This window comes from Lysinibacillus sp. RC46, assembly GCF_041262385.1.
Taxonomy (GTDB): domain Bacteria; phylum Bacillota; class Bacilli; order Bacillales_A; family Planococcaceae; genus Lysinibacillus.
Genome location: NZ_JBGCCF010000004.1, coordinates 1 through 19,550 on the forward strand (window position 1 = coordinate 1; position 19,550 = coordinate 19,550).

At 35.5% G+C, this 19,550-nt stretch carries 17 protein-coding genes and 1 riboswitch; of the genes, 13 read left to right on the forward strand and 4 right to left on the reverse strand.

Annotated elements, in window-relative coordinates:
- Positions 1-163 precede the first annotated feature (163 nt).
- From ABH966_RS04835 to ABH966_RS04850, 4 genes are all read left to right on the forward strand, one after another.
- Positions 164-1,249, forward strand: a complete 1,086-nt coding sequence (locus ABH966_RS04835) for an Imm51 family immunity protein (RefSeq protein WP_370076274.1) — start codon at positions 164-166, stop codon at positions 1,247-1,249.
- Positions 1,250-1,316: 67 nt separating this feature from the next.
- The gene (locus ABH966_RS04840; protein WP_370076275.1) at positions 1,317-1,631 is read left to right on the forward strand and encodes a DUF5713 family protein; all 315 of its coding nucleotides are present in this window, start codon (positions 1,317-1,319) and stop codon (positions 1,629-1,631) included.
- Positions 1,632-1,741: 110 nt separating this feature from the next.
- Positions 1,742-2,152: a hypothetical protein gene (locus tag ABH966_RS04845; protein WP_370076277.1), complete on the forward strand. Its 411-nt coding sequence runs from the start codon at positions 1,742-1,744 to the stop codon at positions 2,150-2,152.
- 92 nt (positions 2,153-2,244) lie between these two features.
- Positions 2,245-2,952, forward strand: a complete 708-nt coding sequence (locus ABH966_RS04850; RefSeq protein ID WP_370076279.1) for a WGR domain-containing protein — start codon at positions 2,245-2,247, stop codon at positions 2,950-2,952.
- A 348-nt stretch (positions 2,953-3,300) separates the two neighbouring features.
- On the opposite strand, the gene ABH966_RS04855 is transcribed toward ABH966_RS04850, so the two are convergent.
- Positions 3,301-4,053 carry a MerR family transcriptional regulator gene (locus tag ABH966_RS04855; protein ID WP_370076281.1) on the reverse strand — a complete coding sequence of 251 codons (753 nt, stop codon included), beginning with the start codon at positions 4,051-4,053 and terminating at the stop codon, positions 3,301-3,303.
- Between the two features lie 373 nt (positions 4,054-4,426).
- Here ABH966_RS04855 and ABH966_RS04860 point away from each other — a divergent pair, with 373 nt between their 5' ends.
- From ABH966_RS04860 to ABH966_RS04875, 4 genes are all read left to right on the forward strand, one after another.
- The gene (locus ABH966_RS04860) at positions 4,427-4,753 is read left to right on the forward strand and encodes an ArsR/SmtB family transcription factor (RefSeq protein ID WP_370076283.1); all 327 of its coding nucleotides are present in this window, start codon (positions 4,427-4,429) and stop codon (positions 4,751-4,753) included.
- Entirely contained in the window at positions 4,750-5,166 is a 417-nt protein-coding gene (locus ABH966_RS04865) for an SRPBCC family protein (protein WP_370076285.1), read from the forward strand. Before ABH966_RS04860 ends, ABH966_RS04865 begins: the two co-directional genes overlap by 4 nt.
- 325 nt (positions 5,167-5,491) lie before the next feature.
- Positions 5,492-8,662: an ATP-binding cassette domain-containing protein gene (locus ABH966_RS04870; protein WP_370076287.1), complete on the forward strand. Its 3,171-nt coding sequence runs from the start codon at positions 5,492-5,494 to the stop codon at positions 8,660-8,662.
- A gap of 103 nt (positions 8,663-8,765) precedes the next feature.
- Positions 8,766-9,455 carry a Dph6-related ATP pyrophosphatase gene (locus ABH966_RS04875; RefSeq protein ID WP_370076289.1) on the forward strand — a complete coding sequence of 230 codons (690 nt, stop codon included), beginning with the start codon at positions 8,766-8,768 and terminating at the stop codon, positions 9,453-9,455.
- 482 nt (positions 9,456-9,937) lie between these two features.
- On the opposite strand, the gene ABH966_RS04880 is transcribed toward ABH966_RS04875, so the two are convergent.
- The gene (locus tag ABH966_RS04880; RefSeq protein WP_370076291.1) at positions 9,938-10,054 is read right to left on the reverse strand and encodes a YjcZ family sporulation protein; all 117 of its coding nucleotides are present in this window, start codon (positions 10,052-10,054) and stop codon (positions 9,938-9,940) included.
- Between the two features lie 477 nt (positions 10,055-10,531).
- On the opposite strand from ABH966_RS04880, the gene ABH966_RS04885 reads away from it, so the two are divergent.
- Positions 10,532-12,340 (forward strand): M3 family oligoendopeptidase, encoded by a 1,809-nt coding sequence (locus ABH966_RS04885; RefSeq protein WP_370076293.1) that lies wholly within the window; start codon positions 10,532-10,534, stop codon positions 12,338-12,340.
- A 415-nt stretch (positions 12,341-12,755) separates the two neighbouring features.
- On the opposite strand, the gene ABH966_RS04890 is transcribed toward ABH966_RS04885, so the two are convergent.
- Positions 12,756-14,111 carry a transposase gene (locus tag ABH966_RS04890; protein WP_370076295.1) on the reverse strand — a complete coding sequence of 452 codons (1,356 nt, stop codon included), beginning with the start codon at positions 14,109-14,111 and terminating at the stop codon, positions 12,756-12,758.
- Between the two features lie 218 nt (positions 14,112-14,329).
- A complete protein-coding gene (locus ABH966_RS04895; RefSeq protein WP_370076297.1) occupies positions 14,330-14,944 on the reverse strand; it encodes a hypothetical protein in 615 nt (204 codons plus the stop codon).
- 163 nt (positions 14,945-15,107) lie between these two features.
- On the opposite strand from ABH966_RS04895, the gene ABH966_RS04900 reads away from it, so the two are divergent.
- The 4 genes from ABH966_RS04900 (at position 15,108) to nikA (ending at position 19,506) form a co-directional block, all read left to right on the forward strand.
- Entirely contained in the window at positions 15,108-15,524 is a 417-nt protein-coding gene (locus tag ABH966_RS04900; RefSeq protein WP_370076299.1) for a VOC family protein, read from the forward strand.
- 329 nt (positions 15,525-15,853) lie between these two features.
- Entirely contained in the window at positions 15,854-16,699 is an 846-nt protein-coding gene (locus tag ABH966_RS04905) for an alpha/beta fold hydrolase (RefSeq protein WP_370076301.1), read from the forward strand.
- Between the two features lie 384 nt (positions 16,700-17,083).
- Positions 17,084-17,383: a hypothetical protein gene (locus ABH966_RS04910; protein WP_370076303.1), complete on the forward strand. Its 300-nt coding sequence runs from the start codon at positions 17,084-17,086 to the stop codon at positions 17,381-17,383.
- Between the two features lie 165 nt (positions 17,384-17,548).
- Positions 17,549-17,742: riboswitch (cobalamin riboswitch) on the forward strand.
- Between the two features lie 150 nt (positions 17,743-17,892).
- Positions 17,893-19,506: a nickel ABC transporter substrate-binding protein gene (gene nikA, locus ABH966_RS04915; protein WP_370076305.1), complete on the forward strand. Its 1,614-nt coding sequence runs from the start codon at positions 17,893-17,895 to the stop codon at positions 19,504-19,506.
- The last annotated feature ends 44 nt before the right edge of the window (positions 19,507-19,550 follow it).

Consider the following 19,550-nt stretch of genomic DNA (forward strand, 5'->3'; position numbering starts at 1 on the left):
GTGTACGCAACGATACTGCGGAATTTAAGCCTTTGGAGAGTCATACTAAATGGTAGTAGCTTTGGCGAAACCAGACTCGGAGAATAAGGAAGACACAAATACGAAAGTCGGAAGATATAAGTTGTGTCACAGTAGAGATGTTTACATTTTTTAAGAAATGTATATGTTTTTCGTATCGGCAGAAAATCATGTGGCGATTACAGGGATTATGGGCATTGGTCGCGAAAAGGCTAATAGCTTGTGTGGCAGTTTGGGAAGTAGTTTTATGTTGGAAGAATGGGGCTACCCAAATATTGGCGTTGTCATAGCCGATTGCCCGTCAGCAGGTCATGATGTCATTATGCTTGATTATCGTGCATGTGGTGCAGATGGTGAACCTGCTGTTGTACATGTAGACCAAGAGGCAGATTACTATATTACTTTCCTTGCGCCGAACTTTGCGACTTTTATTGTCGGATTGGTGAATGAGGAAGTATTCGATACATCAGAACAAGATAAACTTGACGATTTAGATATGGTGAAACATGTACCCTTCTCTCCTTTGTTACAGTCGTTATGTGAGAAAGCTGGAGAGGGAAATCGGATAGAAGCAGTTATTCGAGGTATTTGTACGCAAATTGTAGAGGACAAAGGCTATTTTGCTTTACATGCAGACGAGATATCCATGCTGATGTATGATATCCAATTTTGGTTGTACACTGGTGCTAATTCGAAGGTGACGCAAGCTCAATATTTAGCGGATTACAAGAATATCATTGCACTTGCACAAGGTTTCAGTACAGGAGGATATGCCCCAGACTTTGTTTCAAGTTGGTTAAATGAACGCATAAAGCAGGGGGAAATTGTAAGTCAAGAGGGGATATTAAGTTTTACAGCGGATAAGCTAGCTAGTCTACATGCTCAAATGGTGAATGAAGAACTAAAACCTTTTTGTTGGCTAGAACATGATAGTGGAAATATTTCGTTCCTGTTAGAAGTAGGCATTTATAAACAGGAATTGTTTGAAACACGGGCAGACGAAGGATTCCAAGGTAACGGCTACGATTGGTGCTCGCTTGCGGATGTGTATTTGCAAGAGAAGTTACCAGAGCTAGAAGGCATTGTACGTTTCGACCCAGAAGCAGATATGTTCTGTGCGTATGCCAGCGAAAAGGACGTATTGTTGCGATTCGCTGTTGGATTTAAAAAAGCTTGTGAAAATGATGAAAAGATACAGGATTTATTTTCCAGGGCGATATTGGATAAATAGAGGGGGAAAAGAACTGGTTTTACTTGGAGATTATTGAAGGATAGTAGAGTTAAAGGAGGAGTTTAAGATGAAAGAAATCAATTATTTAAAGGGTATGTATCAAGATAGTTATTATCCTAAATTTTTAGTAGATAAAATTAAAGGTATATTGGAGCAAATTGTCCGCTATTTAGAGCAAGGTCCCCATTCATTAGAAGATATACAAGTAAAATTTGATGAAATTACATGTGCGATAAATGATTTAGAAGACGAATTCTTAGAACATGACAGTGAAATTGAAACTGTTGCACGAGATAGTATTGCATTAACTGTTATTGATATATTGGATGTATACAACGTGAAGCTTGATATTGAAGACGCATTAAGAGAACGTGAATGGTAGTGAGTTATGTTTAAATAACTGTTACGATGCTACCCAATACACTATATTATAAAGGCTTTTAAAGAGGGATTTTTTACTAATTAGAAACTCAAGATAAAGGGGAATGGCCTATGCAAGATATTCGACCAACGTCACGCTGGCGCAATGCTAAAAGAGAAGAAGAGGAAGAATTTACTGCTGGATTGATTGAGAAAGATGACTGTATTTACGCGGAATTGTTTCCAGATAGTTTTATTCATCAGACGGAAATGGTGCTAGAGCAGTATGCAGCATCCATTGCGAAACTGCCAAATCAGCCAGATAGCTATCCTGCAATTATGAAATCTATTGAAACGGTAGTACTTGCCCTAAATGAGATTAATGAGGTAGGTGGAGGCGGATTAATTGAAACTGAAGAACGAGAGGAGCTTTGCGACTATTTTGACCAAGTGCTGATTCGTTGTGGATTTGATATTGATGACCTTACTAAAAGTCAGAATCTTGGACGTTATGAGTTAACAGATGATTGGCGTGAGTGGTAATTAGAGGGAGGTATTCGTTTTGCTTGAATTGACGAGTGCGATATGGGGAAATCTGACAGGACCAAAGGGCTCTGGAGAGGATGTGCAGTTAGATGAAAAAAGCTTTTACATATCAAGACGAAAAATCAAATAAATTTTGGACAATTGATTATTTTGGGATGACAATATGTGTGCATTACGGAAAAAATGGAACGATCGGGAAGTATGATATGAAAGAATTTGAGTCACAAGAAATTTGTGAAAAAGAAGCCCAAAAGTTAATAGCTAGTAAAATAAAAAAAGGCTATCAAGAAAATCCTACATTTGATTTTGATAATTGTCTTTACTTTGATATAGGGGAATATGGTCCACATCCAAAAACGTCACACCCACGTTTTGTCGCCCATTTCACAGAAGAATTTTATTATGATTGTGGTGATGAAGAAGCACCTTTTGGTAGTGATGAAGGGTCTGATACACTTTATGAAATGGAAGAAGGCATAAGAAAGAAGCGCATCAATGACTTTGCTACTTTCCCGAAACATTTAATAGAGAATATATGGGGAATGCATTATATATCAGTTGACACATTGGATGAAAAAGCTGTGCGTGATATGGCAAAAGAGCATGAAATGGATATGATGCAAAGTGACATGATTACCTATGCAACAGCCTTTGGTCAAATCAAAATTACTGGGAAACTAGATTCAGCTTTGAAGAAGAATGCACTTTTAGCATTGAAGCGTTTTGCTATCATGTATTCTGATGGACAATTAACAGCAACGCAGCAGACAATGTATAATGATTTACTTGCGTTTTAAATTGAAATCAACAAGAAAAAGACGGATTTTAGCTCAATATGTGACGGAAGTAATTGATGAAGATTATCAAAAATATTTGTTAAAGACTCTCAGTATGGTAGCTGTTGAGGAAATAACAAACGAAGCATTGATTGATGTGTTGCAACCGAGATGTATTCGGATTAGTACGAACGAATCAACAGCATCAACTCGACTGTGTTTTTGATTTTTCTCTGGATGAAAATTATAATTTGTTCTAACATGCATGATTAGGGAAAGAACATATTCAACCTTCCCTAATCATTTTAGTAGGTATTACTAGAGCAAGATGGAATTTTTTTGCATTACTATCCAAGCATTATAGTAATTTTATACAGAAAATTTAGCTAGCAAACTAGATAATACTTTATTGAAATTTGCTCCGAACTTTGGGTTTACTTGGGCTATTGCATTTTCGTCGCTTTCATATAGATGAGAAGTAATCTTTGCGAAAGCTTTAGGGTTATTAATATTGAACTTAGCTACATGCAATTCGATCCAACTACTAATAATGTGCATTTGCTTTAACTCATCAGTTTCTTGGGCTAGAGCTTTTAAAAGAATATCGCTTTGCTCCATAAACTCATCAAATTCATCCTTCGAAATAGTTGGTAGATTAAGAAACTCCTTCTCGCCCCAAACCTCTTTTATAGAGGTGAAATTTTCAGCGCTAAGTTGGTTTGCTAGTTGCTCTTTGTCTTTAACTTCAGAAGGCATTTTATTGCCCAATACTTTTTTAAATACTTCAAAATCCATAACTTTCTCTCCTTTGAGAATAGAATCTATCAAGGAAATTATACTTTCAAGTCCTTCTTTCTTTTGTAACATGAGCGTACGTTGCCTTGATAGTTTAGTTTGATAATCAGAAGTAGGATCATTTAGCAATAACTTAATTTCATTCAAAGAGAATCCCAGTTCCTTATAGAATAAAATTTGCTGCAGCTTAATTAGTGCCACTGAATCATATTGTCGATATCCGGATAGCGTATAATTTGAAGGCTTCAATAAATCAATTATGTCATAATATTGCAAGGTTCTAACTGAAACCCCCGTTAAATTCGAAATTTCTTTAATTGTTTTCACTAATAATCACCCCTGATATCTAGAATATAAAGTATTACGTTACGTAGTAGTCAACTACAGAGAATAAATTTTTATGGATTAAATAAGACAAATCGAATGATCTAATTTCGGTTTGTTTTTTTATTGAAAACAAAAAAATCGAGTGATCAAATAGGCTTAGACTGTTAGTGTTACTACAAGTACGCGAGGAATCCAAACCTAACACAAATTCCAATGCATTTTCTAAAATGATTATATAGCAAAATGGATTTTAATTAATGTTAAGAGTATAAAACTATTGCCATTATCTCAAAATAAAAATTGACTGGACACTAAATGGTGTCATATAATTAAGACACCATTTAGTGTCCAATTCATAAGGGGGAGGGCGATTTTGAGCGAAAAGACTCAAGACCGTGATATTTATGCTGCTATTGCTGATCCAACAAGACGCCAATTAATACGCTTGTTGGCAGATGCGGAAGAATTACCTCTTCACGAATTAACGTCTCAATTTCAAATGGGGCGTACAGCAGTTTCTAAGCATTTGGCTATCCTTAAAGATGCTGATCTCGTAATTGCTCGAAGGGTTGGTAGAGAAACGAGGTATCGTTTGAATGCCAGTCCGTTAAAGGAAATTCAAGATTGGGTATCGTATTACGAAGGATTCTGGAAAGAAAGAATGGCTATATTAAATCTTTTATTGGAGGAAGAAAAATGAAAGCAGATGTATCTTTAGATTATCAATTTACAAGTTCAATTGAGAAAGTTTGGAACGCATTAACGGATTCAGACACTCTTGCAAAATGGATATGGAAAAATGACTTTAAACCAATCGTAGGACATAAATTCCAATTCCGAGCTGAGCCAAATGAATGGTGGGATGGAATTGTCAATTGCGAGGTACTTAAAGTAGAAGAACCTCATACATTATCTTACACTTGGGCAAGTGCCGGAGAAACTACTACTGTGACATGGACGTTGACAGAAGGTTCAGATGGAACTACACATTTACATCTTGATCAAAGCGGATTCAGTGAAGCAACAAAAGCTCGTCAAGGAGCAATCGAAGGAGCTAAATACGCTTGGATTAACAATGGTAATCAGCTCGAAAAAGTGTTAGCAGAACTGTAAAAATATTTCTTCATTAGGATACCTGCTTTTCAAGATCAAAAGCAGGTATCCAATAGGAAATGAATAAAATAAACCGTTCTTCAACAATTAGACGCTTTCGGAACACGGAAAGCGTCATTTTTTTAACTTCTTTCAGCAAAGGCTGAAAGAAGTTAAAGCCTCCGGCGGATGTCACGGAATCGGAAAGGAGTACTTTGTGCTTGCACAAAGCTGATTCCGGACGCAATTATGCCGAGGCATAATTGATTGGCATGTCATAAACATAACAAATCCAGTAGTAGTTGTGCTAACATGACAATACTAGATGGAATGGAGAGAATATCCGATGAAAATAAATCAATTAATTGCTAACAATATAAACCGCTTAGATGTCGACTTGTCGGAAGATCAATCATTAGGAATTGCTGGATTGTCCGGCTCTGGCAAAACTACATTTTGTCAAACAATTGGTGAAGAATCTAAGAAACGTCTTGTTTCTTTATTGCCAAAGGCTGAATATCAGTATTTGTTTCCCGATATTATGGAAACGAATTTCAGTGCCATTAAGATGGAAGAAATGCCTTTAGTCCTTTTTCTCGGGAAATCATCAATTTCTACTAATCCACGTTCAACGGTCGGTACGCATACAGGCGTTTTTAAAGAGGTTCGTGAAAAGCTGGCAGATCAGTTTGATCTTTCGCCAGAGGTTTTTTCCTTTAATAATGCATTAGGCTGGTGTCCTGCATGTAAAGGACGTGGAACAACTAAAAATGTCGAATGCAAAAAGTGTGAGGGCAAGCGTTACAGTCCGGAAGTTGAGCAATATAAGCTAGAATTATGGAATCAGCCACATAGTATTTCGGATATTAACAATTTAAGTATTGAAGCGATTTATTCCCTTTCAGAAGAATTAAATATTAGCGAAGAGAGACAACATATTCTTGAAAATATTATCAATATGAATATTGGTTACTTAACAATAAATAGGATCATGGGCACTTTATCAGGCGGGGAATTAACACGACTTTACTTAGCAGAATTTATGGCTTCTAGTGAAAATACCGTAATTATTATTGATGAAATTTCTGTTGGTCTTGATCACCAAACGCTGTTGAAAATTTTACAACAAATTAAACAATTGGGCTATAAAAACCAAATTTGGCTAATTGATCATTCTGATACGGTACTCGATACATCGGATGAGCAACTATTCTTCGGGCCAGGTAGTGGGAAATACGGCGGTAGAATCGTCGAAGAATCACCGCGTCCAGAGCCAATTCATTGTGAACGAAATCAGGCAGTACCTACAGATTATTATCAATTTCATGATCTTTACTGCCGTAATATTGAAATGGCTGACATTCAAATTCCTAAAAATAGACTAGTAACCGTTACAGGTGAGTCTGGCTGTGGGAAATCGACCCTTGTCAATGAGTGTATCTCTAAGGATTTCTTAAAACGATATCCAAAAGATAAACTGGTTATGGTAGGACAAGACCGTAACCAATCGATTACTAGTCGATCAACTGTTGCAACGTTTCTTGATATTAAAAAGAAAATGACGAAATACAGTGACGACATAGATGATATTTTCCAACGTTCCATTGAAGACATTATTGAGGAGCTTCCAAATGAAGACATCGCTCATAAACGCTTAAGTTTACTAATCAAACTTGGGCTCGGTTATTTAACGTTGGAAAGAAAAACACAATCTTTATCGACAGGTGAATTTCAATGTGTTCATTTAGTTTCAGAGCTGTTTTCGAACGCAAGAAACCCCCATACGCTATTTATTTTTGACGAGCCTTCAAAAGGTTTATCACAAAATATTTTAAATCAATTCATTGATAGTGTCAGGGACATTCTGCAAGATGAATCCGTTTCTATTATGATGATTGAGCATAATGCTTATATGATAGAAAGCTCTGATTTTATCGTTGATTTTGGGAAGAGACAGCAGGAACCTGTTCGACATCTTGATGTTGTCAGTCAAGATGATTATTTCAGTCAGCATAACAGTATAAATACTGATCCTTCATTGCAAATATCTTCAGCACTTGATTCAAAAAAAGGCATGCATTATTTAGAAAAAAATCATATTAGCTATTTTAAAAATGCCGAAAACATCTATAAAGGTGGTATTTTAAAAAGCTTGTCATCAATGGCCCGTTTAATTTATGGTGAGTATGAATCCGCAACAATCGCACCTGTCGTCGCCATTGATCTAGAAAGACACTTGTATAGTCAGTATAGTTTTTTATATGAAATCGGTGGACTGATTAACCATATCGTGGCTGCACATCCGACGAATAAAGATACGAGAAGCTTCGATTTCTTCAGCCAAGAAAATCATTGCCCTAGCTGTTCTGGCCGCCTGGAAATTGAAAAATTTGATTTCGATATCGTCATACAAGACAAAACAGTGCCATTCTGGGATGGCTTATTACATCCAGACGTGATGGAAGTATTAAAATATTATCAATATCCGAAATTACAATTCCTTTTTGATGAGATCAAGAATGAACTGGGTCAAGATATTAGTAAAAGCTACAATGAGATGACAACGGAAGAAAGACATACCTTCCTATATGGTTATTGGGAAAAATCATTTTATGATAAAGCAAGTAAGTCCTCAAAAAAATGGGAAGGTTTTAATTTTATCCTTGGACGTTATATCGTTATTTCGAAATCAATTATTAAAGAGCAAATGAAAGAATCAAAAGAAATGATTGCCTGTCCAATTTGTCAAGGTGCGGTGCTAAACCATAAGAAAAAACTAACGTTTGAAGACACTGATATTCGCGAGATAATACATCAACCTATCGATCAAGTCATAAAAACTGTAGGGAACTTACCAGAGCTTGAAAAACTAAAAGCAATTGTAGGCGGCGATTTGACTCTTACGGAAGATGTCTCTTTACTTCCTAGAGAAACGCAAGTATCGTTGAAAATGCTTGAATTAGATCTAGCAAGCTTTGCCGGTTATGAAATAGTACTAAATAATGTTTTACCATTCTGGGACAAAATTAAAGACAATATCGAAGCAATAAGCAGCAAAAATCTCCTAACAATTTGTGATTTTGCCAATATTGACGAAACGAGAGAAACTATCATTGACCAATATTTCACTAATGGAAAATACAAAAAACTAACGTACGTCTATGAAGCATTTGGCTACAAAAAAATTGTGACACAAATTAATAAAATTAAAGCAAGTCATAAATGTCCATTCTGTAATGGGAAGAAAGTCATTTCAGAAGACAATCTCCATGATGGCGTCTATAAATTATCCGTACCATGTGTTAGTTGCTCTGCAAGTGGTATCAATGATGCAGGACGTAAGGAAATTGTCGATGGTGTAGACGTGCAAACATGGCTAACGGGCAAAGTCAATGACGTTGTCGCTGAAAGTTTAATCACGGAGGCTGTTGCAGATATTCCAATTTTCAACCGTATTCGTGAATTGAATAAACGAGATATGATGGCAATTTACCAATGCCTTGAGCAAAACAATTAGATCAAGCCTCTTTGAAAACTCATGTGCAATTGCATATGAGTTTTCATGTTATTCTAGGAGGAGCTTATAAAAAGTCATTAGAAATTAAAGGGGAAAGATATGCATGGCAGAATTAATAGATTGGAAAAATAATGCTCGAGGGCATAAATTCATAGCTTCTTTTAGCGGGGGAAAGGATAGTGTCTTAGCTTTATATAAAGCAATGAAGGTTGGAGAAGCGCTTGGATTAATCGTCATGTTGGAGGAAGAAGGCGAACGTTCAAGATCCCATGGAATGCCTCCGGAACTTATACGTGCTCAAGCTAAATCGATAGGTTTACCTGTTTATACTGCAGCAGCAAGCTGGACAGAATATGAAAAAATATTTATGCGCCTTTTAGAAAAAGCTAAAAATCAAGGGGCAGAAGTGTTAATAACAGGAGACTTAGATATGCCTGAACATGGTTGCTGGCATGACAAGGTTACGAAGAATGCTGGATTAAAACTAGGCATGCCTTTATGGGAGATGGATCATCGTGAAGCTGTTGAAGAGTTCATAAACCTAGGATTTGTTACAATCATTGTAACTGTTAATTTATCTTTGGGCATGCGCGAGGAAGATTTAGGACGGACGTTAACCCTTGAATACATAAAGGAGCTTGAATCTCGTGGTATTGACCCTTGCGGAGAAGGTGGAGAGTTCCATACTACAGTATTAGATGGGCCAATTTTCAAACAACCTGTCCCAGTTCGTAAATGTGAGATTATTAGAAATGGAGAATATGCGTTTTTACCTTTAGAACTAGATCATTAACTAAATCATACAGATACGTGCAAAAGAGTATAGTTGTAAATAGCGGAATAAAAAACAGAGAATAACATGGGGGCATCATCTATCTATTTGAGGTGGGGTCTCATGTTATTTTTTTGTTTGCTTGCAAAGAATGTTTTAATGTTGGTCTAACTATATGCAGTTGGGTATCAATAAGGTTTCTTCGTTATCATCCGTATCATTAACGAACATAAGTAGTAGAAATGCAATTCCACCATCAGCTGAAAACGTCGCTAATTAAATAAAACACGACCAATATCTTCAACCGACTGTATGATAAGAGGTTTTCTTACTATCTCAAAAACGACACTCAGTGCCCCTTCAGATGCGACTCAATACTTAACTTTGATTTAAGAAACTATTAAAAGGGTCACCGGAGGATTGTGACCCTTTGTAAATATTCGAAGGGAAAGGATAACTTTATATTATCCTGAAAATTATGGGATAGATGGCGGTATTGGGTATTAATAGAATCCGATGAAGCTAGTGCCGACAATAATCAATAGAATGAATAGTACAACGATTAGCGCAAATGCTGAACCAGTACCGTAGCCGCCGCCATTACCGCAGTATTCAGACATAGTTATTACCTCCTTTCTACAATCTATAATATGAATAGTTGTTAAAAGGAACTGCGATATTTATCTACTCATTGAATATAAATTTTTAAAAAATCTTCCCATAGCAGTTGTTCTGTCAATTTAATCTTGCAGGGATACAAAATGAATATCTTTTGCTTCAAAATCTTCCTTGATTTCAATTAAACGCTTCGTTTTTCGACAATTGCATCAAGCTGAAGTGATTACGACTGATCTTGCGTATTACCAGGCGCATATCTAAATTTCAAATCTTCCTTTCTTTATTCCTTAACTATGTAAAAAAGAGGGAATTAACGTATATATTAACCATTTGATTTTAGTTATATTAGTAAATTAACAATTTACTTAAGCAATGGCGCAAGATTGTTAAATAACACTCACTAATGTTCCATAATGTGATAAAATGGGAATGTATGTTTGATTATTACTGAATAGTTAAAATTTAAGGGGGAGAAATAAATGGGCGAAACAAAGTATAGCCAAGTTTGGAACTTAGATAGTCTGTTCCAGGGCGGAAGTAAATCATCTCAATTACATGAACATATAAGATATTTAGAAAAAGAAATTTCTGAATTTGAAGAAAAAACAAATTCCTTTAATGTTCCACAAAAAATAAATGAATCAATTAATGTTGCGGTTTTAGTTGACTACATAGGAGATATTCGAACTAATGTATCTCAAGCAAATTCTTTTATAACCTGCCTTCTTGCCCAAAATCCAAAAGATCAGGATGCTATAATTCTGCAAGGGAAAATTACGATCATAAATACTCGTTTTGAATCTGCATTGAAAAAAGTGAAAAACACTCTGGTAAAAATTGATACCCATTTGTGGAAAGATCTACTGAATACTGATGTTTTAGCAAACTTTAAGTTTATACTGAATGAATGGCGTGAAGATGGTGAGACAACCCTTTCAGTTGGAGAACAAAATTTAGTATCGGACCTCATGGTAGATGGATATCATGCTTGGGGGCAATTTTATAATTCTTTTATGAGTACTATTACGATAAAAGTTCAAATAAATGGAGAACAAAAAAATTTATCTGTAGGTCAAGCTATCAACTTACGTTCACATCCTAATGAAGATGTTCGTAAAGAAGCCCATAATGCTTTAGAACATACATGGAAAGAGAATGAAGAACTATTTGCGAAAATATTAAATCATTTTGCAGGTTTTCGATTACAAGTTTACAAGAAGTGTGGCGTGGATAATGTAATACAAGAATCTTTAATTAAAAATCGTATGAAGGAGGAAACGCTTCATGCGATGTGGTCTGTAGTTAATAAATATAAAAAACCTTTCGCTGACTACCTACATCAAAAAGCAAAAATAAATGGCTATAAAAAGATGCAATCCTTTAACTTTTGGGCACCTATTACAACAAAAAGTCAAAAAATAGAATACGAAGATGCTGTTGATTTTATTTTGGAGCATTTCAGTGAATTCGGAACAGAATTAGAAAATTTCTCTAGAAAGGCATTTAGTGAAGGATGGATAGAAGCTGAAGATCGTGCAAATAAGTCGGCTGTTGCATTTTGTTCAGGTTTTCCACTTTCGAAAGAATCAAGAGTTTTCATGACATTTGGCGGTACAATTACAAATGTATTAACACTTGCGCATGAATTAGGACATGCCTTCCATAACGATGCAATGAAATCTATTAATGGAGTGAATAAACAATATCCAATGAGCATTGCTGAAACTGCTTCAACGTTTTCAGAGATGATTATATTAGATGCGGCAATGCAAAAAGCTAAATCTACTAATGAAAAATTATTTTTACTTGATGAGAAATTAAAGCGTAGTGTTATGAATTTCATGAATATTCATTCTAGGTTTTTATTTGAAAAGAAATTTTATGAAGAACGTAAAGAAGGAATTGTTTCAGCATCACGCTTAAACGAAATTATGCAAGAAGCAATAGATGAAGGATATGATGGTTCTCTTGATAATCCTTCACTGCATTCATGGATCTGGACACCACATTATTATATTACACAATCTCCTTTTTATAATTTTCCATATTCATTCGGATATTTGTTTGCATTGAGCATATTTGCAAAAGCAAAAGAAAAAGGTAAAGAATTTGAAAGATGTTATTTGGATTTACTTCGTGATTCAGGGTGTATGTGCACAGAAGATTTAGTGATGAAACATTTAGGTGAAGATATCACTTCGGAAGCTTTTTGGAAAAAAGGAATTGAATTATGCGTTAAAGATGTGGATGAATTTATCAAATTAAGTAGTGAGTATAACAATATTTAAAGATGACGAAATCTTAATGATAAAAGAAAATAAACCAACCGCCATTGGTAAGTGGACTTTCAGTGGACTTATTGAATATGGTGAAAACATGATGTGAACGATGGAACGTGCCTGGTAGCAGAGAATGTACATTCAATCATTATTTTAAATAAACAATTAGGTGAACAAATCATATTTTATTATTGCGGGTTACCATTTGGGGTCTCGCCAACCAAATGATATATATATCCCACATTTTGTGAATTTCAACAAAACGAAAGCCAATTTCCTGTACGCAAAGAAGTTGGCTTTGTTTGTTGTATTTTGAGTAATTTTTCAATTTAAACGTCTTATTTTTTTACATGAATCAATTTCATAAATCATATTTTCCAAGAGCTTAGACTACTCCTATTAAGAAAACTTACGTTTTTTAAAATTATGCTGCTTGAGTTTGTGATTCTAATAAAGCATTGAGACGATCTACTGCTAATTTGCAGGCATTATAAATAAACGTCACCAGGTGGAAATGAAGTTTTGCTTTTCTTCCTGTTTTGTGACGGACATTGTTCAACTGAAAATATTGCTTTAAGTATGCATTTACACGTTCAACGGCTGTGCGTTCTTTATATAGTTGTTTCCAAAGTTCAGAGCCTCGTGCTGGATACGTGAATTTTCGTATATCTGTGTCACATTTGATTTTGAAAACCTTCTGACAAAGGGAATCATTACGTAACGGACAGGTTGCACATTCCTTTGGCCTTGTGAATTTTAGTGTTCGGTACTTCTCATCGAAGCTATCATAACAGTAGCTGTGTTCACGTACACAGGTCGGTCTGAAATGTTCATCAAAGCCAAGGTACTCGCCTTCATTGCGGACATTATATGGAATAACTGCACGCATTTGATACGTATGTAATTGACTGTAAATGGGCTCGTAATCATACCCTGCATCCAAAATAGCGGTCGTAAAATGCCCTGGAAATAGGTTTTCTGCTTTCTTTAAAAGAGGGATCGCTGCTTTACTATCCGACAAATTGGCAGATGTCATGAGGCGTCCAACAATATATTGACTCTTTGTGGCCACCGCGAGATGTCCCTTAAAGCCAAACCAAAACGTGTTTTTGCCATCACTGTTCTTTTTAATGCCCCAATTCGGTTCGATGGGCGCATCTTGCCACAATGTTTCTAGTGATGTATCGAGCTGGTCCTTGATCTCTTTTTCATAAGTTGACTGGTTGGCTTTGATTTCTGCTTGTTCCGTAAGCCAAGCCTCGCGTTCTTCTTTTGATTTTCGTCCACGTTTTTTTGGTGGTACAGGCTCTTTTTTCTCCGAGGGCTTTGCCGCATCACGTGACTCAAAATGTGTGGCATCAATCGCGAGGTGTTCATCATAAAGAAAACCTTCTATAAAGGCAGTTTGAATCAATGTATCTTGCATGTGGTCGAGAACATCTGATTGACTGATGACATCGATCATACGCGAATAGGACGCTTCAGATGGAACCACGTCTGAAACGAGAAAACCGCAATCGAATCGAAATAAAGGATCATTGACCAAACGTTTGATTAAATCCTTGATCGTCGGAATCCGTTCGACAATACGAATAATGAGTGATTGTATCATCGCACCGTAATTTAATTCACGTGGGGCACCACGTAACGTCTTTTTGGAAAACAGCTGAAATATAGGTTGCACGTCGAAAGTGGCAAAAATAGCATCAAATCGACGTGAACTTTCCATTTCCAATAATTCTTGGATGCCAAATAGGCTCATTTGTTTTACAATAGTCATAGGGCATTCACCTCATTCAGTATGTTAGTTTAGACGCTACCATTATACCGAATTGGGGAGGTGCCCGTTTTTTATTGTTTTAGAACCCTTGATACTAAAGAGATTAGAATTATGAAATTAACTCACATATAAAAAGTCATGCTTTGAACAAAAAAAGATTGATTTCGATCCTTCTTATTTCGCTAGTGTCCGCGTTAACGAAAAAATTTAGAATGAAATTAATTAGGTTTAATGTATTCTCCTGTGGAAGCATTAAAGCCCGCTGCTTCCAATTTTGTTTGGTCACTATTCCAACCTATCACTATTAGAAGGGTAACATTTCTCTCTATATCTTTTCTAAGCATAAAATTATAGCCTTTAGCCCAATCTTTACCTGGATAAATACCGCCAATTTTTATGGCTTTTTGAAGCAATTCAGGTGAATCATACTTAATATCTTTCATTTGTATAAACTCTTTTTTAGGGTAAGGAGAAGTACCATCACTCGTTAAATCATTTGTATCATCTATTTTTCCGTCATGAATGGTTACTAAAAAAGCCTTATTAGTTTCTGGCACTCCAAATAAAATATTCCAATGCTTTCTTTTGCCGTTACTTCCGATTGACTTTCCAGGCTTATCTAAATCAATATTTATTGCATCTTTTAATTGAGCATTTTTATTCCATTTCAATGCAGGCGGATAGGCTAATTCAATCGCTTGTTTTATTGATAATTCTTGCTGTTCATCGGCTTCAAATGTATCTTTTGTTAATTGTAGAGAACTAGCAGATACTATCTCAACAGCATCAATTGGAACTAATAAAAGTAAGACAACAAAAACAATTCTTTTCATTTTCTCAAGCCCTTTTTAGGTGTATTGTTTCCAAAACTTATTCAAATATTCTGCGTCGTTAGTAAAAAACATTTGTCGAACAATTCCCATGGCAAAAAGGGATATACTGGATTTTATAGAATAGTATTAACCAACCTAAATTTTTTAATCAGGAGTGAGGAAATTGGAAGTTACTGAAGAGCAAAAGTCATTATTCAGTAGAATTGGCTATCTCTATTTACCAGCTAATAATATCGATGAAACAATTGAATGGTACCAGAATAAGCTAGGATTTAAGCTTAAAGCACCAAAATTTCAGGATGATATTGGTTATGTGGCAGTATTAACACCGCCAGAAGGATATGTTGTATTACTCCTTGTAGAAACAAAGGATCATACAACAGCAGATTTTTTACGCGATGGTCGCCTGTATCAAACTTTTACGTTGAATTGTCCAGATCTTGAATATACACATCAATCATTAAAGGCTAACGGTATAGAAGTTATCGAGATTATGATGCGTGGAGAAAATGCTAAATATTTTGTCTTTACCGACCCATCAGGTAATCATATCGAGGCTGCTTGGTCTGTATGGGACTGAATGACAAAAATAGGTGCTTTAGTACAAGAAGAATGATTAGACTTTATGTTTAATCATTCAAAAAGATAGTTGCTATTCAACTAACGGTCTGTTTAGTGGAACAAGATATAAAACTTTTGATGATAAAATTAGTCAATTGTAAAGGCTGTATTCTAAAAGAATGTTGCTATACAACTCCCATGAAAGAACGTAATAATCTTTCATTTTCTGTGGTGAAATGTTGATTTTTGCGCTACATAGATGGCTAACGGGGGAGGTTAGTGGAAGAAGGGCCATTGTAATAATGTGTAGAAATAAACAAATATAACTAATTCTAAACAGGAGGTATTATGAAGGATATTAGTTTATGTGTTAAAGAGTTGGATGTCCATTATTACGAATTAGGAAAGAACACTAAACCCACAATAGTCTGTTTACACGGACTTGGAAATAGTGGGGCAGTCTTTTCTGAGTTAGCTGAATACCTAGAAGATGATTTTCATATATTATCTTTTGATAATCCAGGTCACGGAGGCACATCTCCTTTTGTAAATGAAGATGGTTATCTATTTTCAAGTCTTGCAAAATGGTATAACGATGTATTCGAACGAGTCTTAAAAGAACCCTTTTATATTTTGGGCCATTCTTGGGGAGCTGATATAGCTTTACACTATGCTAAAATGTACCCTAAAAAAATTAAAGGGGTTATCTTACTTGATGGTGGCTATACGTTTCCAGATTTCCAAGAAGATATGACCTTTTCTAAAGTATATGATGGGTGGAATGATTATATGGAGCATTCCTCGGTTTTTGACACTTGGGCTGATGTAATCGGGGAGTACCAACAATATACTGACCGATGGAATGAAAAAATTGAACAAATGGTTCAAACACTTTTTAATAAAAGAGAAAAATATGAACTTATTACTTCAAAGTTTACTGTATTATCTATTATTAAAGCATTTTTTAGAGAAAGTTTTACAACAGCTTATCCATACATAAAATCACCATTGATTCTTATCCACGCAACTCTTCCCAAAGAGTTAATAAACGCTAGAAGAACTGGAATCAACAAATTAAAACAGCATATAGAAAATGTCACCATTGTTTCAATGGAAGCAACTGATCATATGGTTCATTGGGATAACCCTAAAAAAGTAGCTAATGAAATTCATAACTGGGTATCTAAATGTTGAGCTACGTGGCGATTGCAAAAAAATATTACACCAATTGAAGTGAACGGAACCTCGGAAATTGGGGACGTTGTGGTCATTTCTTTAATAGTAGCCTCATTTCTAGCTGCATTTTTTAGCCAAAAGGGCAAGTTGAGAATTTTTTCTTTAATTGTTTCCGCGATTCCAGTGCTTTTTCTACTAGGATTGATTTTACTACCGATATTTTATTTGTTAGAGCAATAATCGGATACGTTCTTTGTAAAAAGATGGTGAAGTTATTGCACTTCAACTAACGAATGCTTTAATTATAAGAAGATTGGGGAAAAGATAAAATATTTCCGAAATAAAGGTTATCTATTTGTTGCTTGAACACCAATAAAAATTGTTAAAAAGAGTGGTGATAAAGTGGAGAATGTAAATCAAAATAAGCGTATTCTTTATGCGGTTTTCGAGCATGATATTCAATTGCCAATCCTAGATATTACTCATCCCCTTTTCAACGCAAGTATTGATGAACAGGCGTATCATTTGAGCTGTCTTAAGTCAGCCAAGAGCATTGAATCATTAAAAAAGATGCCTGGCTTTATCCGCAACATCTTTCTGACTACTCCCACAGATAAGCAGTGGGGTTCTTATGTACTTAAGAGAAGCGTTACAAAGCTCTCCACAGATGGTGTTGCCATGTCCTGTGTACAACATCTTTGATTTATCTTCTGTTCCATAAGACTTTCTTATTTACACAACCGATGTTGTACAAGACCAGGACTAAGATTCCTGGTCTTATTATGTTAGTCATTACTATAAGGTTTTTATTATATTCAGAAAATAAAATTGACGTGAACATTTGAGCATGTTATGTTTAATACTAATTTCATAGCAATCATTACAAGTTTGAATGAAGAAAAGCTTTCATTCAATTAAAAGGAAAATGGGTGTAAATCCCATGCTGTCCCGCAGCTGTAAATGAGGAGTTTTGTTTAGATTACCACTGAGTGAATACTTGGGAAGGTGAAGCAAAATCATGATTCATGAGCCAGAATGCCTGCTTGTAAGGAGATTCATTGATGATCTACGAAAGATAGGGAGATGGATGGGGGCTTACTCACAGTAAGTTATTCTGTCCTTATTCTTTTGGAATAAGGTTTTTTTTATGCCTTTTTTCACTCTGTAGATTCTTCATTTAGTGCACCACAAACAAAGATAGGAGACAGAAAATGAGATTGACAAAGTACTTACTTCCTTTCATGCTTGTTATGATGTTCAGTTTACTTACTGGCTGTACAAGCACTGAAAAGGAAGAGACAGCAACGAAACAACAGACTGACGAAAAAATGATAACGATTGGATGGCCATTAGATGTAGGTCCATTAAATCCCCATACATATTTACCAAATCAAATGACAGCACAAGCGATGGTCTATGAATCATTGGTTGAATATAACGATGACGGAACAATTACGCCGAAACTAGCAGAAAGTTGGGACATCTCAAAGGACAAAACTTCTTATGTTTTCCATTTAAGAAAAGATGTCAAGTATTCTGACGGAACGGCTTTTAATGCAGACAATGTGATTCGTAACTTTCATGCAGTTTTAGCAAATCGTGATATGCATTCTTGGATGGGCATGGTTAATCATATTAAAGAGGTTGTGAAAGTGGATGACTTTACAATTCGTTTGCAATTGGATGAACCCTATTACCCTGTCTTAAACGAACTTGCCTTCGTAAGACCTTTCCGTTTTTTAGGTGATAATGGATTCCCTAATGGTGATGCGACAAAAGATTCAATCAAAGCACCAATTGGGACAGGCCCATGGGTATTAACAGATTACAAAAAGGATGAATATGCTTTATTTAGTCGCAACGAAAACTACTGGGGAGAAAAACCTCTTGTAGAACAAATAAAAGTAAAAATTATCCCTGATTCAGAATCTATTTCGTTGGCCTTTGAAAATGAAGAATTAGATTTAATATATGGTCGTGGCATCATTAGTTTAGATAACTATACGTTTTTAAAAGATAGCAGGAAATATAAAACTGCTACGTCTGAACCTTTATCTACGCGAGCACTACTGTTTAATACACAATCAGGACCGTTAGCAGAATTAAAGGTACGTCAAGCGATTCAATATGCAATCAATAAGGAACAGATGGTTGACAGTATTACACATGGTACTGAAAAAGTGGCCAATACACTATTTTGGGATGCTGTGCCTTATGCCAATATTGATTTAGCGCCAATTTTATATAATCCGAAAAAAGCGCAACAATTGCTAGATGAAGCGGGATGGACGCTACAGAAGGGTGAAAAAATTCGCTCTAAAAACGGACAGCCACTAACATTAGATTTAATCTACATTGCGACAGATGCGATTCAAAAACCTATGGCAGAACTAATGCAAGGTGAACTAGCAAAAATAGGTGTACAATTGAATTTAGAAGGCGCAGATGTGATGGTAGGTCTGCAAAAATTAATGGATGATCAAGTTGATATTAATTTCTGGCGTACAAATGGACCACCAACAGATCCACATAGCTTTGCTAATGAATCAGCTACACCAAACGCTAATGGTGTCTATGAAGCGAAATTAGGCTTACCAAATGCCAAAGAAATCGATAATAACATTCATCAACTATTAGTAGGTACAGATGAAAAAGAGCGAGTGCAACTTTATACGGATATTTTAACAATGTTCCATGATCAAGCACTATTCTATCCTATATCTTACGAAACAAATAACGTGATTTATCAGCCATATATGAAGGATTTTGCTCCACGTGCATCTGAATATGATATTCCATTTGCACAAATGGATAAAGAAAAATAACTGTAAAAGAGAGAGTATGTTTATCAAAGACAGCTCTCTCTTTA

Coding starts and splice junctions, on each gene's coding strand:
- ABH966_RS04905 (WP_370076301.1), top strand. CDS start 15,854: ATGAAGGATATTAGTTTATGTGTTAAAGAGTTGGATGTCCATTATTAC.
- ABH966_RS04895 (WP_370076297.1), bottom strand. CDS start 14,944: ATGAAAAGAATTGTTTTTGTTGTCTTACTTTTATTAGTTCCAATTGAT.
- ABH966_RS04880 (WP_370076291.1), bottom strand. CDS start 10,054: ATGTCTGAATACTGCGGTAATGGCGGCGGCTACGGTACTGGTTCAGCA.
- ABH966_RS04890 (WP_370076295.1), bottom strand. CDS start 14,111: ATGACTATTGTAAAACAAATGAGCCTATTTGGCATCCAAGAATTATTG.
- ABH966_RS04840 (WP_370076275.1), top strand. CDS start 1,317: ATGAAAGAAATCAATTATTTAAAGGGTATGTATCAAGATAGTTATTAT.
- ABH966_RS04845 (WP_370076277.1), top strand. CDS start 1,742: ATGCAAGATATTCGACCAACGTCACGCTGGCGCAATGCTAAAAGAGAA.
- nikA (WP_370076305.1), top strand. CDS start 17,893: ATGAGATTGACAAAGTACTTACTTCCTTTCATGCTTGTTATGATGTTC.
- ABH966_RS04870 (WP_370076287.1), top strand. CDS start 5,492: ATGAAAATAAATCAATTAATTGCTAACAATATAAACCGCTTAGATGTC.
- ABH966_RS04850 (WP_370076279.1), top strand. CDS start 2,245: ATGAAAAAAGCTTTTACATATCAAGACGAAAAATCAAATAAATTTTGG.
- ABH966_RS04865 (WP_370076285.1), top strand. CDS start 4,750: ATGAAAGCAGATGTATCTTTAGATTATCAATTTACAAGTTCAATTGAG.
- ABH966_RS04875 (WP_370076289.1), top strand. CDS start 8,766: ATGGCAGAATTAATAGATTGGAAAAATAATGCTCGAGGGCATAAATTC.
- ABH966_RS04885 (WP_370076293.1), top strand. CDS start 10,532: ATGGGCGAAACAAAGTATAGCCAAGTTTGGAACTTAGATAGTCTGTTC.
- ABH966_RS04835 (WP_370076274.1), top strand. CDS start 164: ATGTTTTTCGTATCGGCAGAAAATCATGTGGCGATTACAGGGATTATG.